General features: G+C 68.1%; 14 protein-coding genes. 6 read left to right on the top strand and 8 right to left on the bottom strand.

Going from position 1 to position 15,790, the window contains the following annotated elements:
• Positions 1-162: 162 nt before the first annotated feature.
• Positions 163-318 (top strand): DUF3309 family protein, encoded by a 156-nt coding sequence (locus tag AB8P05_RS05300; protein WP_082860756.1) that lies wholly within the window; start codon positions 163-165, stop codon positions 316-318.
• Positions 319-326: 8 nt separating this feature from the next.
• On the opposite strand, the gene AB8P05_RS05295 is transcribed toward AB8P05_RS05300, so the two are convergent.
• Complete coding sequence (locus AB8P05_RS05295; RefSeq protein ID WP_472759084.1) at positions 327-572, bottom strand: hypothetical protein; 246 nt, start codon at positions 570-572, stop codon at positions 327-329.
• 160 nt (positions 573-732) lie between these two features.
• Here AB8P05_RS05295 and AB8P05_RS05290 point away from each other — a divergent pair, with 160 nt between their 5' ends.
• Positions 733-1,215, top strand: coding sequence for a CYTH domain-containing protein (locus AB8P05_RS05290; RefSeq protein ID WP_472759083.1), 483 nt, complete (start codon positions 733-735; stop codon positions 1,213-1,215).
• 34 nt (positions 1,216-1,249) lie between these two features.
• Here AB8P05_RS05290 and AB8P05_RS05285 read toward each other — a convergent pair whose 3' ends face one another.
• The 7 genes from AB8P05_RS05285 to AB8P05_RS05255 form a co-directional block, all read right to left on the bottom strand.
• Complete coding sequence (locus AB8P05_RS05285; protein WP_472759082.1) at positions 1,250-3,667, bottom strand: methyl-accepting chemotaxis protein; 2,418 nt, start codon at positions 3,665-3,667, stop codon at positions 1,250-1,252.
• A gap of 119 nt (positions 3,668-3,786) precedes the next feature.
• Positions 3,787-4,995 (bottom strand): GNAT family N-acetyltransferase, encoded by a 1,209-nt coding sequence (locus AB8P05_RS05280; protein WP_472759081.1) that lies wholly within the window; start codon positions 4,993-4,995, stop codon positions 3,787-3,789.
• A gap of 36 nt (positions 4,996-5,031) precedes the next feature.
• Positions 5,032-6,120: a tRNA epoxyqueuosine(34) reductase QueG gene (queG, locus tag AB8P05_RS05275; protein ID WP_472759080.1), complete on the bottom strand. Its 1,089-nt coding sequence runs from the start codon at positions 6,118-6,120 to the stop codon at positions 5,032-5,034.
• Complete coding sequence (gene queF, locus AB8P05_RS05270) at positions 6,107-6,571, bottom strand: preQ(1) synthase (RefSeq protein WP_472759079.1); 465 nt, start codon at positions 6,569-6,571, stop codon at positions 6,107-6,109. Before queF ends, queG begins: the two co-directional genes overlap by 14 nt.
• On the bottom strand, positions 6,564-7,778 hold the full coding sequence (tgt, locus tag AB8P05_RS05265) for a tRNA guanosine(34) transglycosylase Tgt (protein ID WP_472759078.1): 1,215 nt from the start codon (positions 7,776-7,778) through the stop codon (positions 6,564-6,566). Before tgt ends, queF begins: the two co-directional genes overlap by 8 nt.
• Positions 7,775-8,803, bottom strand: a complete 1,029-nt coding sequence (queA, locus tag AB8P05_RS05260) for a tRNA preQ1(34) S-adenosylmethionine ribosyltransferase-isomerase QueA (RefSeq protein WP_472759077.1) — start codon at positions 8,801-8,803, stop codon at positions 7,775-7,777. Before queA ends, tgt begins: the two co-directional genes overlap by 4 nt.
• Positions 8,804-8,984: 181 nt before the next feature.
• On the bottom strand, positions 8,985-10,331 hold the full coding sequence (locus tag AB8P05_RS05255) for an ABC1 kinase family protein (RefSeq protein WP_472759076.1): 1,347 nt from the start codon (positions 10,329-10,331) through the stop codon (positions 8,985-8,987).
• A 584-nt stretch (positions 10,332-10,915) separates the two neighbouring features.
• Between AB8P05_RS05255 and AB8P05_RS05250 the strand changes: the two genes are divergently transcribed.
• The 4 genes from AB8P05_RS05250 to guaB all read left to right on the top strand — a co-directional run bounded on the left by AB8P05_RS05250 (position 10,916) and on the right by guaB (position 15,663).
• Positions 10,916-12,139, top strand: a complete 1,224-nt coding sequence (locus AB8P05_RS05250; protein WP_455172215.1) for an ABC transporter substrate-binding protein — start codon at positions 10,916-10,918, stop codon at positions 12,137-12,139.
• A gap of 113 nt (positions 12,140-12,252) precedes the next feature.
• Positions 12,253-13,275 carry a Ppx/GppA phosphatase family protein gene (locus AB8P05_RS05245; RefSeq protein WP_455172214.1) on the top strand — a complete coding sequence of 341 codons (1,023 nt, stop codon included), beginning with the start codon at positions 12,253-12,255 and terminating at the stop codon, positions 13,273-13,275.
• A gap of 94 nt (positions 13,276-13,369) precedes the next feature.
• On the top strand, positions 13,370-14,077 hold the full coding sequence (locus AB8P05_RS05240) for an RlmE family RNA methyltransferase (RefSeq protein WP_455172213.1): 708 nt from the start codon (positions 13,370-13,372) through the stop codon (positions 14,075-14,077).
• A gap of 107 nt (positions 14,078-14,184) precedes the next feature.
• Positions 14,185-15,663: an IMP dehydrogenase gene (gene guaB / locus AB8P05_RS05235; protein WP_455172212.1), complete on the top strand. Its 1,479-nt coding sequence runs from the start codon at positions 14,185-14,187 to the stop codon at positions 15,661-15,663.
• Positions 15,664-15,790 lie beyond the last annotated feature (127 nt).

Raw genomic sequence — 15,790 nt, 5'->3', positions numbered from 1 at the left:
CAGTCCGCCGTTCGGAGAGCGCCGGAGGAGCCGCATCCCCCTTGGGGACCTCCCTTGGTGGTGGAGAACGGTCACGTTCGAGCCGGACAGGAACAATGTCCACGGATACCCGTTCCGTTTCCGCTTGTCCGTCACGAACGCTCCACCAGAAGGGAGAAGGCCATGCTCGGCACGATTCTGCTCATCATCTTGATTCTGCTTCTTCTTGGCGCCGTCCCGGCCTGGCCGCACAGCCGCGGCTGGGGCTACGGTCCCAGCGGCATCCTCGGTGTGCTGCTGATTGTCCTGATCGTTCTGCTTTTGATGGGCCGGATCTGATCCCCGTCCTATCCGTTTGATGCCCGGCGGGGCCGGCGGAGGGCGAACATAAGCCACCCGACCGGCCCCAGCATCAGCACCATCACCAGCCAGCCGGCGCGCGGGCCGAAGGGGCAGCGCGATCCCGCAGGCGGGCGCCAGCCGCCACCGCGGCGCGACAGCGCCACATGGAGCAGCGGCAGCCCGTAGAAGGCGAACAGGACCGCCCAGGGAATGGTGGCCTGGAGGATGTCTGCGGAGGACTCGGCGTTCATCGCTCCAGGATAGCACCGAAGCGGTCGCATTTGCGACCGATCGTCACGGCATAGTACGCCCGCATGCAGTCTCGGTTGCGTCGCACACAGGGCAGCGAGGTTGAAGGCGGGCGGGACTTTCGGCTAGGGTCGTCGGCGAGTTCGTCCGAAGGGCCTGGTCATGGCACTGGAAATCGAGCGACGGTTCCTGGTCCGCAAGGACGTCCGGCATATCTGCCGGGACGGGGTGCGAATCGTCCAGGGATACCTACCGTCCGACGGCATCAGCACGGTCCGCGTCCGCATCGCCGACGACCGCGCCACGCTCACCATCAAATCCATGAAGCAGGGGGCTTGCCGCGAAGAGGTGGAACATCCTCTCTCGCTGGATTTCGCTCGCCGCCTGCTGCTCCATGGCTGCGAAGGGCGGGTGATCGACAAGACGCGATACCGTCACTGCCAGGACGGCCTGTGCTGGGAGATCGACGTCTTCCACGGCGAGAACACCGGCCTGGTCATCGCGGAGGTCGAGCTGGAAGACCCCGACCAGACCGTTCCGTTGCCGGACTGGATCGGGGCGGAGGTCACCACGCTGCGCGCCTACGGCAACTCCTCGCTGTCCCGCGCGCCGATCCAGCGCTGGCCCTCGCCGGCCGCCGCCTGAACGGGAAGCCGCGGACGTTGGCCTCCTGACGGCGTTACGCCGTCCGCACCTTGTCGAGGAAGCCCTGCACCTCGCCGCGCAGGCGGTCGGCCTGGGCGGCCAGCGTGCGGCTGGCGTTCAGGACCGCATCGGCGGCGCCGCCGGTCTTGGTGGCGGCGGTGGTCACCTCGGCGATGTTGCGCATCACCTGCTGGGTGCCTTCCGCGGCCTGCTGGACATTCTGGGCGATCTCGCGGGTGGCGCTGCCCTGCTGCTCCATCTCATGGGCGATGTCGGTCACGGTTCCGCTGATGGCGGTCACCGCTTCGGAGATGGTGCGGATCGCCTCCACCGCGCTGGAGGTGGCGGTCTGCATTTCCGCGACCTGGGCGGAGATCTCCTCCGTCGCCTTGGCGGTCTGGCCGGCGAGGTTCTTCACCTCCGTCGCCACCACGGCGAAGCCCTTGCCGGCCTCGCCGGCGCGGGCCGCTTCGATGGTGGCGTTCAGAGCCAGCAGGTTGGTCTGCTCGGCGATCTCGCCGATCAGTCCGACCACCTGACCGATTCGCTCCGCGGCAAGCGACAATCCTTCGACGATGCTGTTGGTCTGCACCGCCTTGTCGGCCGCACCGGACGCGGTGGCGGAACTGGCGTTCAGCTGGCGCGAGATTTCGGCGATGGAGGCGGACAGCTCCTCTGCCGCGGCGGCGACGGTCTGGACATTCGCCGTCGCCTGCTGCGAGGCGGTGGCGACGGCGGTCGACTTGGCGGTGGTCAGCGCGGCGTCCGACGACATCTCCTGCGCGTCGCGGCCCAGCGAGCCGGCCGATTCGGTCAGCGACATCACCACGCCGGACACCGCCTGTTCGAACCCGTTGGCGAACTCGTTCATGGTGCGGCGGCGGTCGGCGTCGATCTGGATGCGCATCTCCTCGCGTTCGCGCTCCATCCGCCGCATCTCCAGGGCATTGTCCTTGAAGATGGTCATGGCCGCGGCCATGTGGCGCAGCTCGTCCTTGCGGTCGCCGCCGGGGATTTCGACCGTCAGGTCGCCTTCGGCCAGCCGGCCCATCGCCCCGGTCATGGCGTGCAACGGGTGGGTGATCGCGCGGTCGATGATCCAGGCCATCAGCGCGCCCAGCAGCAGGGCCACGGCGGCACCGATGGCGATCACCATCCCGGCGCTGGCGCGGCCGGCCTCGCGGTCCTCACGCTGCAGGGTGACCAACTGGCCGACCTGTCCGCTGACGGCGGCGGAGGCCCGCGCCATGGCGGCCGACGCCTCGTGCTGCTTGGCGGAGGCGGACGACAGCGCTGCGAACTCCGAATCGAAGGCGTGGGCGGCGTCGGTGATGGCGGCGATCAGCGCGCGCCCTTCCTGGTCGACCAGCACGGATCCGGCCTGCCCGGCGATGACGAGGATGTCCTTGACCGCCGCGGCGACCGCCGCCTTCGCGCCGGCGGTGGCATCCGGCGTGCCGGACAGCAGGAAGTCGCGCTGGCCCAGCATCGCGCCCTGGGCGTCCTGGACCAGACGCATCGCCAGTCCGCGCAGCATCACCGCCTCGTTCACCTCGCTCTGGGCGAATTTGGAGGCTTCGCGCAGGGCTTCGGTGACGATGGCCTGGTTCTGCTGAAGCTCCACGGCGCGCTCCTGTACACCGCGGGCGGCCTCGTCCAGACCGGCGGCAACCCCGGCATCGGCCAGCGCCGCGGCTCCCCGGCCGCGCAGGGCCTGCACGGTGTCGTGATAGGCGCGCGTGTCGTCGGCGATCCGCGCGGCCAGCGCCTCGTCGTTGGTGCCGACGAGGTCCTTGGCGACGGTGTCGGTGGTCTGCACCAACTCGTCCAGCGCCTCCAGGATTTGGGCGGCCAGCGCCTCCTCGGGATTGCGGCGCAGCTCGCTCTGCCGGCGGCGGACCTCCAGCACCCGTTCGATCACGCGGTTGGCGCGCTCGGCGGTGTCCATGGCATGGCGCAGTTCGGCGTCGGCGTCGCGCTTGCTGGCCATGTTCAGGTCATAGCGCTCCGACTGCTGGGCGCCGATCTTCTCCGCGATCTCGCGCAGGGCGCGCGCGCGCGTCTCCATGCTGGCGGTGCGGGCGTGCGCCTCGGCGTCCTGGGCGACGAAGTTGGTGAAGGCGGCGCGATAGCCGTCGATGCCGGAGCGCACCTCGTCCAGCAGGCGCCGGCCCTCTCCCTCGGCGAGCGCGGCGCGGGTCTGCTGCGCTTCGGCCTGAAGGGCATCCAGCATGCCCGGAACGTTGGCCGCGGCCTTGGCGTCGCGCTCGGTCACGAAGCGCGCCTCTTCCAGCCGCACCGACTTCAGCCGCGTGTCGAGATCGGCGGTGTGGGCCGCCAGATCGACGCGTTCGGCATAGGTGCTGAGGCTGTTCCAGCCGACGAACGCCACGCCAACCGTCAGAAGCAGCACGGTGGCGAAGCCAATCGCGATCCGCGTTCCGATCGTCATGAATGGTGGACTCCCCGCTCGCGTCGCCGTTTCGCAGACGCTTTTCTCCCGATCATCATCCGATTGAACCACAGGTCGGTTAACGTCCGGTTTGATTCAGGTCAGGAAACCGCCTTATTTCAGAAGCGATCGGGCATCCAGGGCGCCGCGCCGCAAAATATGCGATGCAGCCGGTCGATCATCTTTTCTTCACCATAAAGCAATCCAGCCCGCCACAATGCGCGAGCGCTTGCGTGCCCCGTGAACAGAGTGGCGAAGGTGCCGATCGCCATCCGGACCGGTGCTTCGACAACTTGCCCTGTTTGAGAGATATTCCCTCTGGTGTTGGCAACCTCAAGGTGGTATTGCCCGCAATTATCGAGAATTAACGAATCTTTTATCTCGAAGGTGGCCGATTCCGCCAGGCCGGCCGGATAACCCCGCTTCTCAAGCGCCGCAGCGACATCCAGCGGACGGACCATCCATTCCTCCCGCCCATCCAGGCGCAGGCCGTCACCGGCCAGGAGCGCCAGCGGGTCGTCGGGGCCGCCGCACCATGTCACGCGATCCACCTGGGCGTGGAAGCCCGCCAGCACCCCCATCGCCGCAGTCAGCGTCGGGCCGGAGGGCAGGCAGTGATCGGCGACCGCGAGCTTCCGGTCCCGCGGCGGAACGATGGCGATGTAGCCGTCATCGCTGCGGAACAGGTCGGCCGGCTCGCCGTCCGGGCAGAGCGCGAGCGTCCACAGCGCCTCCGTCCGTTCCGGCAATCCGTTGCCGTCCGCCAGCAATGGACGGCGGAGCAGCGCCAGCGGCACGGCATCGAGCGGATCCGCAGGCCGAAGGGCGGCGGCGCCGGACGACGTGGCGGCGAAGGCGGCAGGCGGCGCGCTCCACTGGCAGGTGACGCCGCCGCAGCCGTACCCAAGCCCGCGATAGAAGGGCAGCGTGGCGGGGCAGAGGACGGACAGGGCCGCCCCGGCGGCACGCGCCTCCGTCAGCAGCGACCGCATCATCGCCTTGCCATGGCCGGCGCCGCGCATCGCCGGATCGACGGCCACCATGGCGACCGCCTGCACCGGGACCGGCCGGCCGCCGAACCACTGGTCCATTATCCAGTGCGCCGCACAGGCGGCCGGGATGGTGCCGGTGGCCAGCGGGATTCTCAGCAGCCGGATGGTGTCGGGGCCGAACAGCGCCGCATAACGGTCGAACAGGTCGCGCGACAGCCCGAAGCCGAGCCGGGCAAGCCGGGCGACGGCGCTCAGTTCGTCGGGATGGGCCGGACCGTAGTCATGCGATGCTGTCGGGATGGGATTGATGGTTGGCCTCCACCGGTTCTGCCCCATGATGCGGGACCGGATGATAGCACAACGGCTTCGGCCTCATGCTGAAGTGCGTGCCGCCCCGGCCAACCGACCTGCTGCCCACCCGGCCGCCTCGCGCACCACGTCGCTCGCATCCTCGCACAGGGCTTCCGCCACCGGGCGCAGAGCCGGATCGCCGCTGTTGCCGATGGCGACCAGCACGTTGCGGACGAAGCGGTCGCGGCCGATGCGCTTGATGGGGGAGCCGCTGAACACCTGCCGGAAGCCGGCATCGTCCAGCTGCGCCAGATCGGCCAGCCGCGGCGCCGTCAGTTCGGCGCGCGGCAGGAAGGCGGGCTCGGTCGTCGCGCGGGCGAACTTGTTCCAGGGGCAGGCGGCCAGACAGTCGTCGCAGCCGTAGATGCGGTTGCCCATCAGCGGCTTCAGATCGTCGGGGATCGGTCCCTTGTGCTCGATGGTCAGGTAGCTGATGCAGCGCCGGGCGTCGATCTGGTAGGGCGCCGGGAAGGCCGCGGTCGGGCAGGCGACCTGACAGCGGTCGCAGGAGCCGCAGCGGTCGCGCGCCGGCGGGTCGGGCGGCAGTTCCAGCGTCGTGTAGATCTCGCCCAGGAACAGCCAGGAGCCATGGTCGCGCGACACCAGATTGGTGTGCTTGCCCTGCCAGCCCAGCCCGGCCTGCGCCGCCAGCGGCTTTTCCATCACCGGGGCGGTGTCGACGAACACCTTCACCCCGGCCTTGGTCTGGTGGGCCAGCCATTGCGCCAGGGTCTTCAGCCGCCCCTTCACGAGGTCGTGGTAATCGCGGTTGCGGGCATAGACCGAGACGATGCCGCGGTCGGGATGCTCCGCCAGCCGGCGCGGGTCGTCGTGCGGGGCGTAGCTGGTGCCGAGCGCGATGACGGTGCGCGCCTCGTCCCACAGGGATTGCGGATGGCTGCGCTGGTCGCTGCGCTCGGCCATCCATCCCATGTCGCCGTGCCGTCCCTCGGCGACGAAGCGGGCGAGGCGCTCGCGCGCCTCCGGCCCCAGAGCAGCGGGGGCGAAACCGACCGCGTCGAAACCCACCGCCAGCGCGCGGTCGCGGATGGCGTCCCGCAACCGCGCCGGGTCGGCGGAAGCCAGTGGGGCGGGCTTAGCCGCGGCCACGGTAGGTCGGGACGTCCTGCGACGGGATCCAGACGCCCTTCGGCGGCTCACCGGTCTGGAAGAAGACGTCGATGGGGATGCCGCCGCGCGGATACCAATAGCCGCCGATGCGCAGCCACACCGGCGACAGCTCGTCCACCAGCCGCTTGCCGATGCCGACCGTGCAGGCCTCGTGGAAGGCGCCATGGTTGCGGAAGCTGGTCAGGAACAGCTTGAGCGACTTCGATTCGACCAGCCAGTCGCCGGGCACATAGTCGATGACCAGATGGGCGAAGTCCGGCTGGCCGGTGATCGGACAGAGCGAGGTGAACTCCGGCGCCGTGAAGCGCACGCAATAGGGATCGCCGGGGTTCGGGTTCGGCACCCGTTCCAGCACCGCCTCTTCCGGGGTCTTGGGCTGGATTGTGGAGCCGCCGAGCTGGGTCAGGCCGGCATAGATGTTCTCACTCATCGGTCTTTTCCTCCGCCGCCCGGTCCTTCTTCGGCGGGCGGCCTTGTTTCGGCGGCTTGCCGGGCTTGGCGATGGGGTCCAGGGTCGCCTCGATGTCGCCTTCGTTCAGGCGGGCTTCCATGGCGCCGGCGACCTCCTCGAAATTGCCGTTCTCGATGGCCTGCCGCATCGTCCGCATCACGTCCTGGTAGTAATGCAGGTTGTGCCAGGTCAGCAGCATCGGCCCCAGCATCTCGTCCGCCTTGAACAGATGATGCAGATAGCCCCGGCTGTAGCTGCGGCAAGCCGGGCAGTTGCATTCCGCGTCGAGCGGACGCTCGTCATGGGCATGGCGGGCATTGCGGATGTTGATGGTGCCGCGGCGGACGAAGGCCTGACCGGTGCGGCCCGAGCGGGTCGGCATCACGCAGTCGAACATGTCGACGCCGCGCCGGACCGCGCCGATCAGGTCGCTCGGCCGGCCGACGCCCATGAGGTAGCGCGGGCGGTCCTTGACCATCAGCGGCTCGGTGAAGTCCAGCACGCGGAACATCGTCTCCTGACCCTCGCCGACCGCCAGCCCGCCGATGGCGTAGCCGTCGAAGCCGATGTCGGTCAGGGCGGCGACGCTCTCCGCCCGCTGCTCCGGATAGATGCCGCCCTGGACGATGCCGAACAGGCCGTAGCCGGGCCGTTCGACGAAGGCGTCCTTGCTGCGCCGTGCCCAGCGCATCGACAGGCGCATGGAGGATTCGGCCTGCGCCTCGGTCGCCGGGAAGGGCGTGCATTCGTCCAGGCACATGGTGATGTTGCTGTCCAGCATGTGCTGGATCTGGATGGAGCGCTCCGGCGTCAGGTGGTGGCGGCTGCCGTCCAGGTGCGATTTGAAGGTGACGCCTTCCTCCGACATGGTGCGCAGGTCGGACAGGCTCATCACCTGGAAGCCGCCGCTGTCGGTCAGGATCGGCTTGTCCCAGTTCATGAAGCGGTGCAGTCCGCCCAGCTGCGCCACCCGCTCCGCCGTCGGGCGCAGCATCAGGTGATAGGTGTTGCCGAGCAGGATTTCCGCACCGGTCGAGGCCACCGCGTCGGTGGTCATCGCCTTCACCGTCGCCGCGGTGCCGACCGGCATGAAGGCCGGCGTCTCGATGGTGCCGTGGGCGGTGGTCACGCGGCCGCGCCGCGCCCGCCCGTCGGTCGCCAGAAGGTCAAAGCCGATGCCGGTCATGATGGGTCCGTCCTGTGCAGCAGCGAGGCGTCGCCATAGCTGAAGAAGCGATAGTTGGTGTCGATGGCGTGGCTATAGGCCGCCCGCATGCGGTCATAGCCGGCGAAGGCGCAGACCAGCATGAACAGGGTCGATTTCGGCAGGTGGAAGTTGGTCCACAGGAGATCGACGATGCGGAACCGGTAGCCGGGGGTGATGAAGATGTCGGTGTCGCCGCTGAACGGGATCAGCGTCCCGTCCTCGCGCCCCGCCGTCTCCAGGATGCGCAGCGCCGTGGTGCCGACAGAGACGATGCGGCCGCCGGCCTTGCGCGTCTCGTTCACCGCGGCGGCGGTCTCCGGAGAAATCTCGCCCCATTCGCTGTGCATCTTGTGGTCGGCGATGTCGTCGACCTTCACCGGCAGGAAGGTGCCGGCGCCGACATGCAGCGTCACCGGCACCCGCCGCACCCCGCGTTCGTCCAGCGCCGCCAGAAGCTCCGGCGTGAAATGCAGACCGGCAGTGGGGGCGGCGACGGCGCCTTCGCGGGCGGCGAAGACGGTCTGGTAATCGGCATTGTCGCCCTCGTCGGCCTTGCGGCGGATGTAGGGCGGCAGCGGCATCCGGCCATGGCGGTGCAGCGCCTCCATCAGCTCCGCCCCGCCGGCGGAGAAGCGCAGCCGCACCTCCATCCCGTCCTTGGCGATCACCTCGGCGCCGAAACCGTCTGCGATGTCGATGGTGTCGCCGGGCTTCAGCCGCTTGCCGGGCTTGGAGAAGGTCGCCCATTCCCGCTCGCCCAGCCGCTTGTGCAGCGTGATCTCCACCGCGACCTCGCCGCGCCGGCCGTCGAGCCGGGCGGGGATGACGCGGGTGTCGTTGACGACCATCAGGTCGCCCGGTTGCAGCAGCGTCGGCAGGTCCCGCACGATGAAGTCGCGCAAGGTCGGGCCCACCTCCAGCAGGCGGGCGGCGTCACGCGGCCGGACGGGATGCTCGGCGATCCGGTCGGGCGGCAGGTCGAAGTCGAAGTCGGCGGTCTTCATGGGAGGGGCAAGCTATAGACTGAACGGTGGGCGGATGGGAAGGGTTTGGGGGCCGCGAACCTATGCCCCTCCCTAACCCTCCCCGCCTATGGCGGGAGAGGGGATTCAGTGCGGGAGCAGCGGAGTTCCCTCTCCCTCGAAGAGGGGAGGGTTAGGGAGGGGGCATTCGCCCACCACTCCCTCACTCCGCCTGCGGCAGCCCCTGCGCCGCCAGCGCCGCGCTCTGCCGTGCCGTCAGCGCCTCGACATCGAAGTCGCGGATCAGCCCCTGGAACATCTGGTACCAGTTCAGCTCCGCCTTCAGGTGCAGGAAGACCGATCCCAGCCCCACCGCGGCGCGGTCCATGAAGACGAACTCGCGCGGGATCTCGACGCCGCCGACGCGGCGCAGTTCGGCATGGACCTTGGTGGCGGTCTCGCGGCCGTAATGGCCGCCGTTGGTCTCCTCGATCTTGCGCTGGCGGTCTTCCATGATCGGGGCATAGACGAAGCGCGCCCAGATGTTCAGCACGTCGACCAGCTCGTTCGACGGATTGACGAAGCCCCAGGTGCGGTAGGCTTCCACCGCCTGCTCGCGGTTGTCGGTGCGCAGCGCGTTGTAGAGGTCGATCACGCCCTTCACGAAGCTGGGCTTGAAGACGCGGATGCAGCCGAAATCCAGGAGGTTGATCGAGCGGTCGGGCCGGACCGTGTAGTTGCCCAGATGCGGGTCGCCATGGATGACGCCGTAATTATAGAAGGGCACGTACCAGGCGCGGAACATGTTCATCGCCAGTTCGTCGCGGGCTTCCGGATGCTCGGCGACGAAGTCCAGGATCTTGCGGCCATGCACCCAGCCCATGGTCAGCAGCCGCTTGGTCGACAGCTCCGGCACCACGTCCGGCACATGGACGCCTTGTGTCCCGTCCAGCATCGACCGGTAGAGGCGGGCGTGCTTGGCTTCGCGTTCGTAATCCAGCTCCTCGCGCAGGCGGGCGCCGATCTCCGCCTGGATCTGGCGGGTGGAGATGGCGCTGTCGGTGCGCTCGAAGATCGCGAAGATCAGGCCCAGCTGCCGCAGGTCGGCCTCCACGGCCGAGGCCATGTCGGGATACTGCAGCTTGCAGGCAAGCTCCCGCCCATCCGGTCCGATCGCCTTGTGGACCTGGCCCAGCGACGCGGCGGCGGCGGCCGTGTGCTCGAAGCTCTGGAACCGCGACTGCCAGTTGGGGCCAAGCTCGCTCGCCATCCGCCGCTTGACGAAGGGCCAGCCCATCGACGGCGCATCGGCCTGAAGCTGCGCCAACTCCTGGGTGTATTCCTTCGGCAGTGCGTCGGGGATGGTGGACAGGATCTGCGCCACCTTCATCAGCGGCCCCTTCAGCCCGCCGAGTGCGGCGCGCAGTTCCGCCGCGTGGCGTTCCCGCTCCACGCGGATTCCCAGCACGCGCTCGCCCGCCAGCCGCGCGGCCAGCCCGCCAACGGCGGTGCCGACCCGCGCATATCGCGCGACCCGTCCGCCCCATGTGTTCTCATCGTGTTCCGGCATGCCCACAAGGTGGGTGCGCCCCTGGCAAAAGGCCAGCCCTCCCCCGTTCGGAGACTGCCGATGGAATCTCCTCCGATGGCGTTGCGGCGCAGCATGCGATTTTCTTGACAGCTCTGTGAAAGGGGAGCAGGCTTCGTCTTACAGTAATCGACATCGAGGTGAAGTGAGCGAGCATCGGAAACGCCTTACCGTTCAAGCGGATAGCTTGGGCGGAACAGTAGAGACCGATACCAGGGAGGGTGAGTAAGATCATGACTCCACCGGCGCTTACCTGATTATGCCGATCTGCTCGGCCGATATAACTGAGATTCCAGTTTCCATTTCTTTCGCCTGATTGGCGACTTCATCCGGGCCGTAGATGCCCGCTGCGAAAGCCCTCGCCCCATCTCGGAGCGAGGGCTTTTGTTTTGCCCAGAGCTTTACCCCTTCCCGAGACAGGCGAGGCAAAGCTCGAAGCAAGACGTTTCAAACGATACTGTTTGCGCATGAAACCAAATCCCGCTATCCACGGACTCGAACGGTGCGGCAGGACGCCGCAGGTCGGCACACGCCCGTCACACAAAACGAGGATGGGGGAGGATCGCATGGGTCGGTTGCTCAAGCCTTTGGCGCTGGCGGCTCTGCTCGCCACAACGGCGTTGTCCGGGACGACCTTGTCCGCGCAGGCGCAGACCGCCAAGCCGGTGCGCATCGGCGTGCTGGCGGACGAGGCCGGATTCGCATCGGACATCGGCGGCAAGGGGGCGGTCCTCGCCACCCGGATGGCGGTGGAGGATTTCGGCGGCAGCGTGCTCGGCCGGCCGGTGGAGGTGCTGTCGGCTGACATGCAGAATAAGCCGGACGTGGCGTCCAACATCGTGCGCAGCTGGTTCGACGTCGATGGCGTCGACATGGTGACGGACATCCCGGTCTCTTCCGTGGCGCTGGCGGTACAGGCGGTGGCCCGCGAGAAAAAGAAGGTGCTGATGATCAGCGCCGCCACGACCACCGAACTGACCAACGCCCAATGTTCGCCCTACAGCATCCATTGGGCGGACGATACCGCGTCGCTGGCGGTCGGCACGACCAAGGCGGTGGTACAGTCGGGCGGCACCAGCTGGTACTTCATCACCGCCGACTTCGCCTTCGGCTCGGCGATGGAGAAGGCGGCGACCGAGGCGATCAAACAGGCCGGCGGCACGGTGGTCGGCGGCGTGCGCCACCCGATGGGCACCAGCGATTTCGGGTCCTACCTGCTGAGCGCCCAGGGCAGCGGCGCCAAGGTGGTGGCGCTCGCCAATGTCGGAGCCGAGACCATCGGCACCATCAAGCAGGCGGGCGAGTTCGGGCTAACCGAGTCCGGACAGCGGCTGGTCGGCTACATCGTCTTCATCACCGACATCCACTCCCTCGGCCTCGACCTCGCCAAGGGGCTGTACGTCACCAGCGGCTTCTATTGGGACAAGAACGACCAGACGCGGGCATGGTCCAAGCGCTTCTTCGAGCGCCAGGGCAAGATGCCGACCAAGGAGCAGGCCAACACCTATCTCGCCACCCTGCACTGGCTGAAGGGCGTCAAGGCGGCGGGAAGCACCGATGCCGAGGCCGTCACCGCCGCGATGAAGGCGATGCCGACCGACTATTTCGGCACCCCCGGCAGCATCCGTAAGGACGGCCGCGTGCTGTACGACCTTGAGCTGTACCAGGTGAAGACCCCGGCGGAGAGCAAGGCGCCGTGGGACTATTACAAGCAGGTCCGCAGCATCCCGGCAGCCGAAGCCTTCCTGCCGCTGGAAACCAGCGCCTGCCCCTTCGTCAAAGCCCAGTAACACGCGCAGGGGAGACCTGCGGGGTCCGGCCGGCGGGATCGGGGTCGAGAGGGGTTCCCGCCGGACTGCGATCCGGGTTACACTCCGCTCTTTAGGCGCAGCGGGGACGGTACGTGGATCTACAGGTGCAAAGCGAGCGGCAGAACGACACCGGACGGTTGCGTTCGTCGGCGCTGGCGCGCCCGGTCTTCGCCGCCCTGGATCTCGGCACCAATAATTGCCGGCTGCTGATCGCCAAATCCGCACCCGGCGGTTTCCGCGTCATCGACGCTTTTTCCCGCATCGTTCGGCTGGGCGAGGGGCTGAGCCGCAACGATCATCTGTCGGAACCGGCGATGGAGCGCACCATCGCCGCTCTGCGGGTCTGTGGCTCCAAGATCGAACGGCGCGGGGTGACATCCGTGCGCGCGGTGGGGACGGAAGCCTGCCGCCGTGCCGCCAACGGCGCCGCCTTCGTCGAGGCGGTGGAGCGCGAGACCGGCATCTCCCTCGAAATCATCTCCAGCCAGGAGGAAGGGCGTCTGGCGCTCGCCGGCTGCGCCGCCCTGCTGGAGCCGACCCATCCCTATGCCATCGTGTTCGATATCGGCGGCGGCTCCACCGAACTGATGTGGTTGGCGGTGGAAAAGGGGCGGGTGCCGCGCCTGCTCGACCAGACCTCCATCCGCTGCGGCGTGATCGGCCTGACCGAGGAGTATGGCGGCCCCAACGTCACCCGCGTCAATTACGACCAGATGGTGGAGGCGGTGGCCGACGCCATCGCCCCGTTCGAGGCGCGCAACCGCATCCAGGACCGTATCGCCGCCGGCAAGGTGCAGATGCTCGGCACCTCCGGCACGGTGACGACGCTGGCCGGCGTGCATCTGGGGCTCTGCCGCTATGACCGGCGGGCGGTGGACGGCAGCTATCTGCGCGTCGACCATGCCCGGACGGTGATCGACCATCTGGTCTCGCAGGATTTCGACGGCCGCGCCCGCCATCCCTGCATCGGGCAGGACCGCGCCGATCTGGTGGTCGCCGGCTGCGCCGTGCTGGATGCGCTGTGCGACGTCTGGCCGGTGGAGCGGCTGCGCATCGCCGACCGCGGCCTGCGCGAAGGGATTCTGGTGGACCTGATGGGGGCCGCCGGCGAGTGACCGGATTTGGCCGGCGAGCGGCCGGAATTGTATAAGCCGGGCAGGGGAGACGGTTCCCCCGCCCGTGCCGGATGACCGAGGAACTGCAGCGATCATGACCGAAAAGACTCCGTCGACGCGCCCGGGCGGGCGCCGTGCCACGGTCCGTGTGAAGACCGCCGGCAAGCGCACGGAATCCTCCAAGCGCTGGCTGGAGCGCCACCTGAACGACCCCTATGTGGCCGAGGCGACCAAGCGCGGCTACCGCTCGCGCGCCGCCTTCAAGCTGCTGCAGTTGGACGAGAAGTTCCGCCTGCTCGGCCCCGGCAAGCGCGTGGTCGATCTGGGCGCCGCCCCCGGCGGCTGGACCCAGATCGCGGTGGAGAGGGTGCAGACCGCCAAGGACGGCTGGAAGGTCGTCGGGCTCGACATCCTTCCCATGGACCCGGTGCCCGGCGCCACCACCATGCAGGCCGACTTCCTGGAAGAAGGCGCGGCGGACAAGCTGAAGGAAGCGCTGGGCGGCCCGGCCGACCTGGTGCTGAGCGACATGGCCGCCCCCACCACCGGCCACCAGCAGACCGACCACCTGCGCATCATGGGACTGGCCGAGGCCGCCTATGATTTTGCCGAGGAGGTGCTGGCCCCCGGCGGCGCCTTCGTCGCCAAGCTGTTCCAGGGCGGGGCGGAGCGCTCGCTGCTCGACCGGCTGCGGCGCGACTTCGCCGTGGTCAAGCACGCCAAGCCGCCGGCCAGCCGTGCGGAGTCGTCGGAGACCTACGTCGTCGCCACCGGCTTCCGCGGCGGCAATGTGAACGACTGACTACAACTCTTTTCGCACTTGCATAACAGATGCTGTGTGCGCACGGGTTCACAAGCCCATGGTCTTGTGTATAAGTGCGCCACGTTTATCTTCCGGGAGATTCACACATGGCGCGCGACACCAAAATCCGCGAAGCCCTGACCTTCGACGACGTGCTGCTGGTTCCGGCCGAAAGCTCGGTCCTGCCGAACGACGTGGACACCCGGACAAGATTGACGAAGACCATCGAGCTGGGCATCCCCCTGATGTCCTCGGCGATGGACACGGTGACCGAGAGCCGGCTTGCCATCGCCATGGCCCAGGCCGGCGGCATCGGCGTCGTCCACCGCAACCTGACCATCGAGCAGCAGGCCGAGGAGGTCCGCAAGGTCAAGCGGTTCGAATCGGGCATGGTCGTCAACCCGATCACCATCACGCCGAACGCCACGCTGGCCGACGCGCTGCAGCTGATGGCCGACTATCGCATCTCCGGCATCCCGGTGGTGGAGAGCCGCGACCAGCTCGGCAGCGGCAAGCTGGTCGGCATGCTGACCAACCGCGATGTCCGCTTCGCCAACGATCCCAAGCAGCCGGTCAGCGAACTGATGACCAAGGAGCTGGTGACGGTCCGCGAGGGCGTCAGCCAGGAGGAAGGCAAGCGCCTGCTCCACCAGCACCGGATCGAGAAGCTGCTGGTCGTCGACGAGGATTACCGCTGCATCGGCCTCGTCACCGTCAAGGACATCGAGAAGGCGCAGGCCTATCCGAACGCCTGCAAGGACAGCAAGGGCCGCCTGCGCGTCGCCGCCGCCACCGGCACCGGCAATGACGGTCTGGCCCGTGCCGAGGCGCTGTTCGACGCCGGCGTCGACGTGCTGGTGGTCGACACCGCGCACGGCCATTCCGCCAAGGTGCTGGAGCAGGTCCGCGCCGCCCGTGCCATGTCCGGCTATACCCAGGTCATCGCCGGCAACGTCGCCACCGCCGAAGCGGCCAAGGCGCTGATCGACGCCGGTGCGGACGCCGTCAAGGTCGGCATCGGTCCGGGGTCCATCTGCACCACCCGCATCATCGCCGGCGTCGGCGTGCCGCAGCTGACCGCGGTGATGGACGTGGTGGATGAGTGCGAGAAGCACGGCATCCCGGTAATTGCCGACGGCGGCATCAAGTATTCGGGCGATCTGGCCAAGGCCATCGCCGGCGGCGCCAGCGTCGCCATGCTGGGCAGCCTGTTCGCCGGCACCGACGAGAGCCCGGGCGAGGTCATCCTGTTCCAGGGCCGCTCCTACAAGAGCTATCGCGGCATGGGCTCGGTCGGCGCCATGGCGCGCGGCTCGGCGGACCGTTACTTCCAGCAGGAGGTTTCGACCATGAAGCTGGTGCCGGAAGGCGTCGAGGGCCGCGTCCCCTACAAGGGTCCGGTGTCGGCGGTCATCCACCAGCTGGTCGGCGGCCTGCGCGCGGCCATGGGCTACACCGGCAGCGCCTCCATCGCCGAGATGCGCGAGAAGTGCCAGTTCGTCCGCATCACCAACGCGGGCCTGCGCGAAAGCCACGTCCACGACATCACCATCACCAACGAGTCGCCGAACTACCGTCAGGGGTGAGGGTGTGTTTTGGGGGCTTCGCGGATAATCGCCGTCTTCGATTGCCCCCACCCCAACCCTCCCCCGCTGGGCGGGGAGGGGGTAAATGCTTGTTTGGGCAACTGCTTGCTGCGAAGGCGGCGGCAGT

Source organism: Azospirillum sp. VT-I1, from assembly GCF_055698305.1.
This window is presented reverse-complemented; position numbering and strand designations above follow the sequence as displayed.

What these genes read in the sequence shown, in the direction of transcription:
- guaB (WP_455172212.1), top strand. Translation starts at nt 14,185, where the DNA reads ATGGCGCGCGACACCAAAATCCGCGAAGCCCTGACCTTCGACGACGTG.
- queA (WP_472759077.1), bottom strand. Translation starts at nt 8,803, where the DNA reads ATGAAGACCGCCGACTTCGACTTCGACCTGCCGCCCGACCGGATCGCC.
- queF (WP_472759079.1), bottom strand. Translation starts at nt 6,571, where the DNA reads ATGAGTGAGAACATCTATGCCGGCCTGACCCAGCTCGGCGGCTCCACA.
- AB8P05_RS05280 (WP_472759081.1), bottom strand. Translation starts at nt 4,995, where the DNA reads ATGGGGCAGAACCGGTGGAGGCCAACCATCAATCCCATCCCGACAGCA.
- AB8P05_RS05290 (WP_472759083.1), top strand. Translation starts at nt 733, where the DNA reads ATGGCACTGGAAATCGAGCGACGGTTCCTGGTCCGCAAGGACGTCCGG.
- AB8P05_RS05250 (WP_455172215.1), top strand. Translation starts at nt 10,916, where the DNA reads ATGGGTCGGTTGCTCAAGCCTTTGGCGCTGGCGGCTCTGCTCGCCACA.
- AB8P05_RS05285 (WP_472759082.1), bottom strand. Translation starts at nt 3,667, where the DNA reads ATGACGATCGGAACGCGGATCGCGATTGGCTTCGCCACCGTGCTGCTT.
- AB8P05_RS05300 (WP_082860756.1), top strand. Translation starts at nt 163, where the DNA reads ATGCTCGGCACGATTCTGCTCATCATCTTGATTCTGCTTCTTCTTGGC.
- AB8P05_RS05240 (WP_455172213.1), top strand. Translation starts at nt 13,370, where the DNA reads ATGACCGAAAAGACTCCGTCGACGCGCCCGGGCGGGCGCCGTGCCACG.
- AB8P05_RS05295 (WP_472759084.1), bottom strand. Translation starts at nt 572, where the DNA reads ATGAACGCCGAGTCCTCCGCAGACATCCTCCAGGCCACCATTCCCTGG.
- AB8P05_RS05255 (WP_472759076.1), bottom strand. Translation starts at nt 10,331, where the DNA reads ATGCCGGAACACGATGAGAACACATGGGGCGGACGGGTCGCGCGATAT.
- tgt (WP_472759078.1), bottom strand. Translation starts at nt 7,778, where the DNA reads ATGACCGGCATCGGCTTTGACCTTCTGGCGACCGACGGGCGGGCGCGG.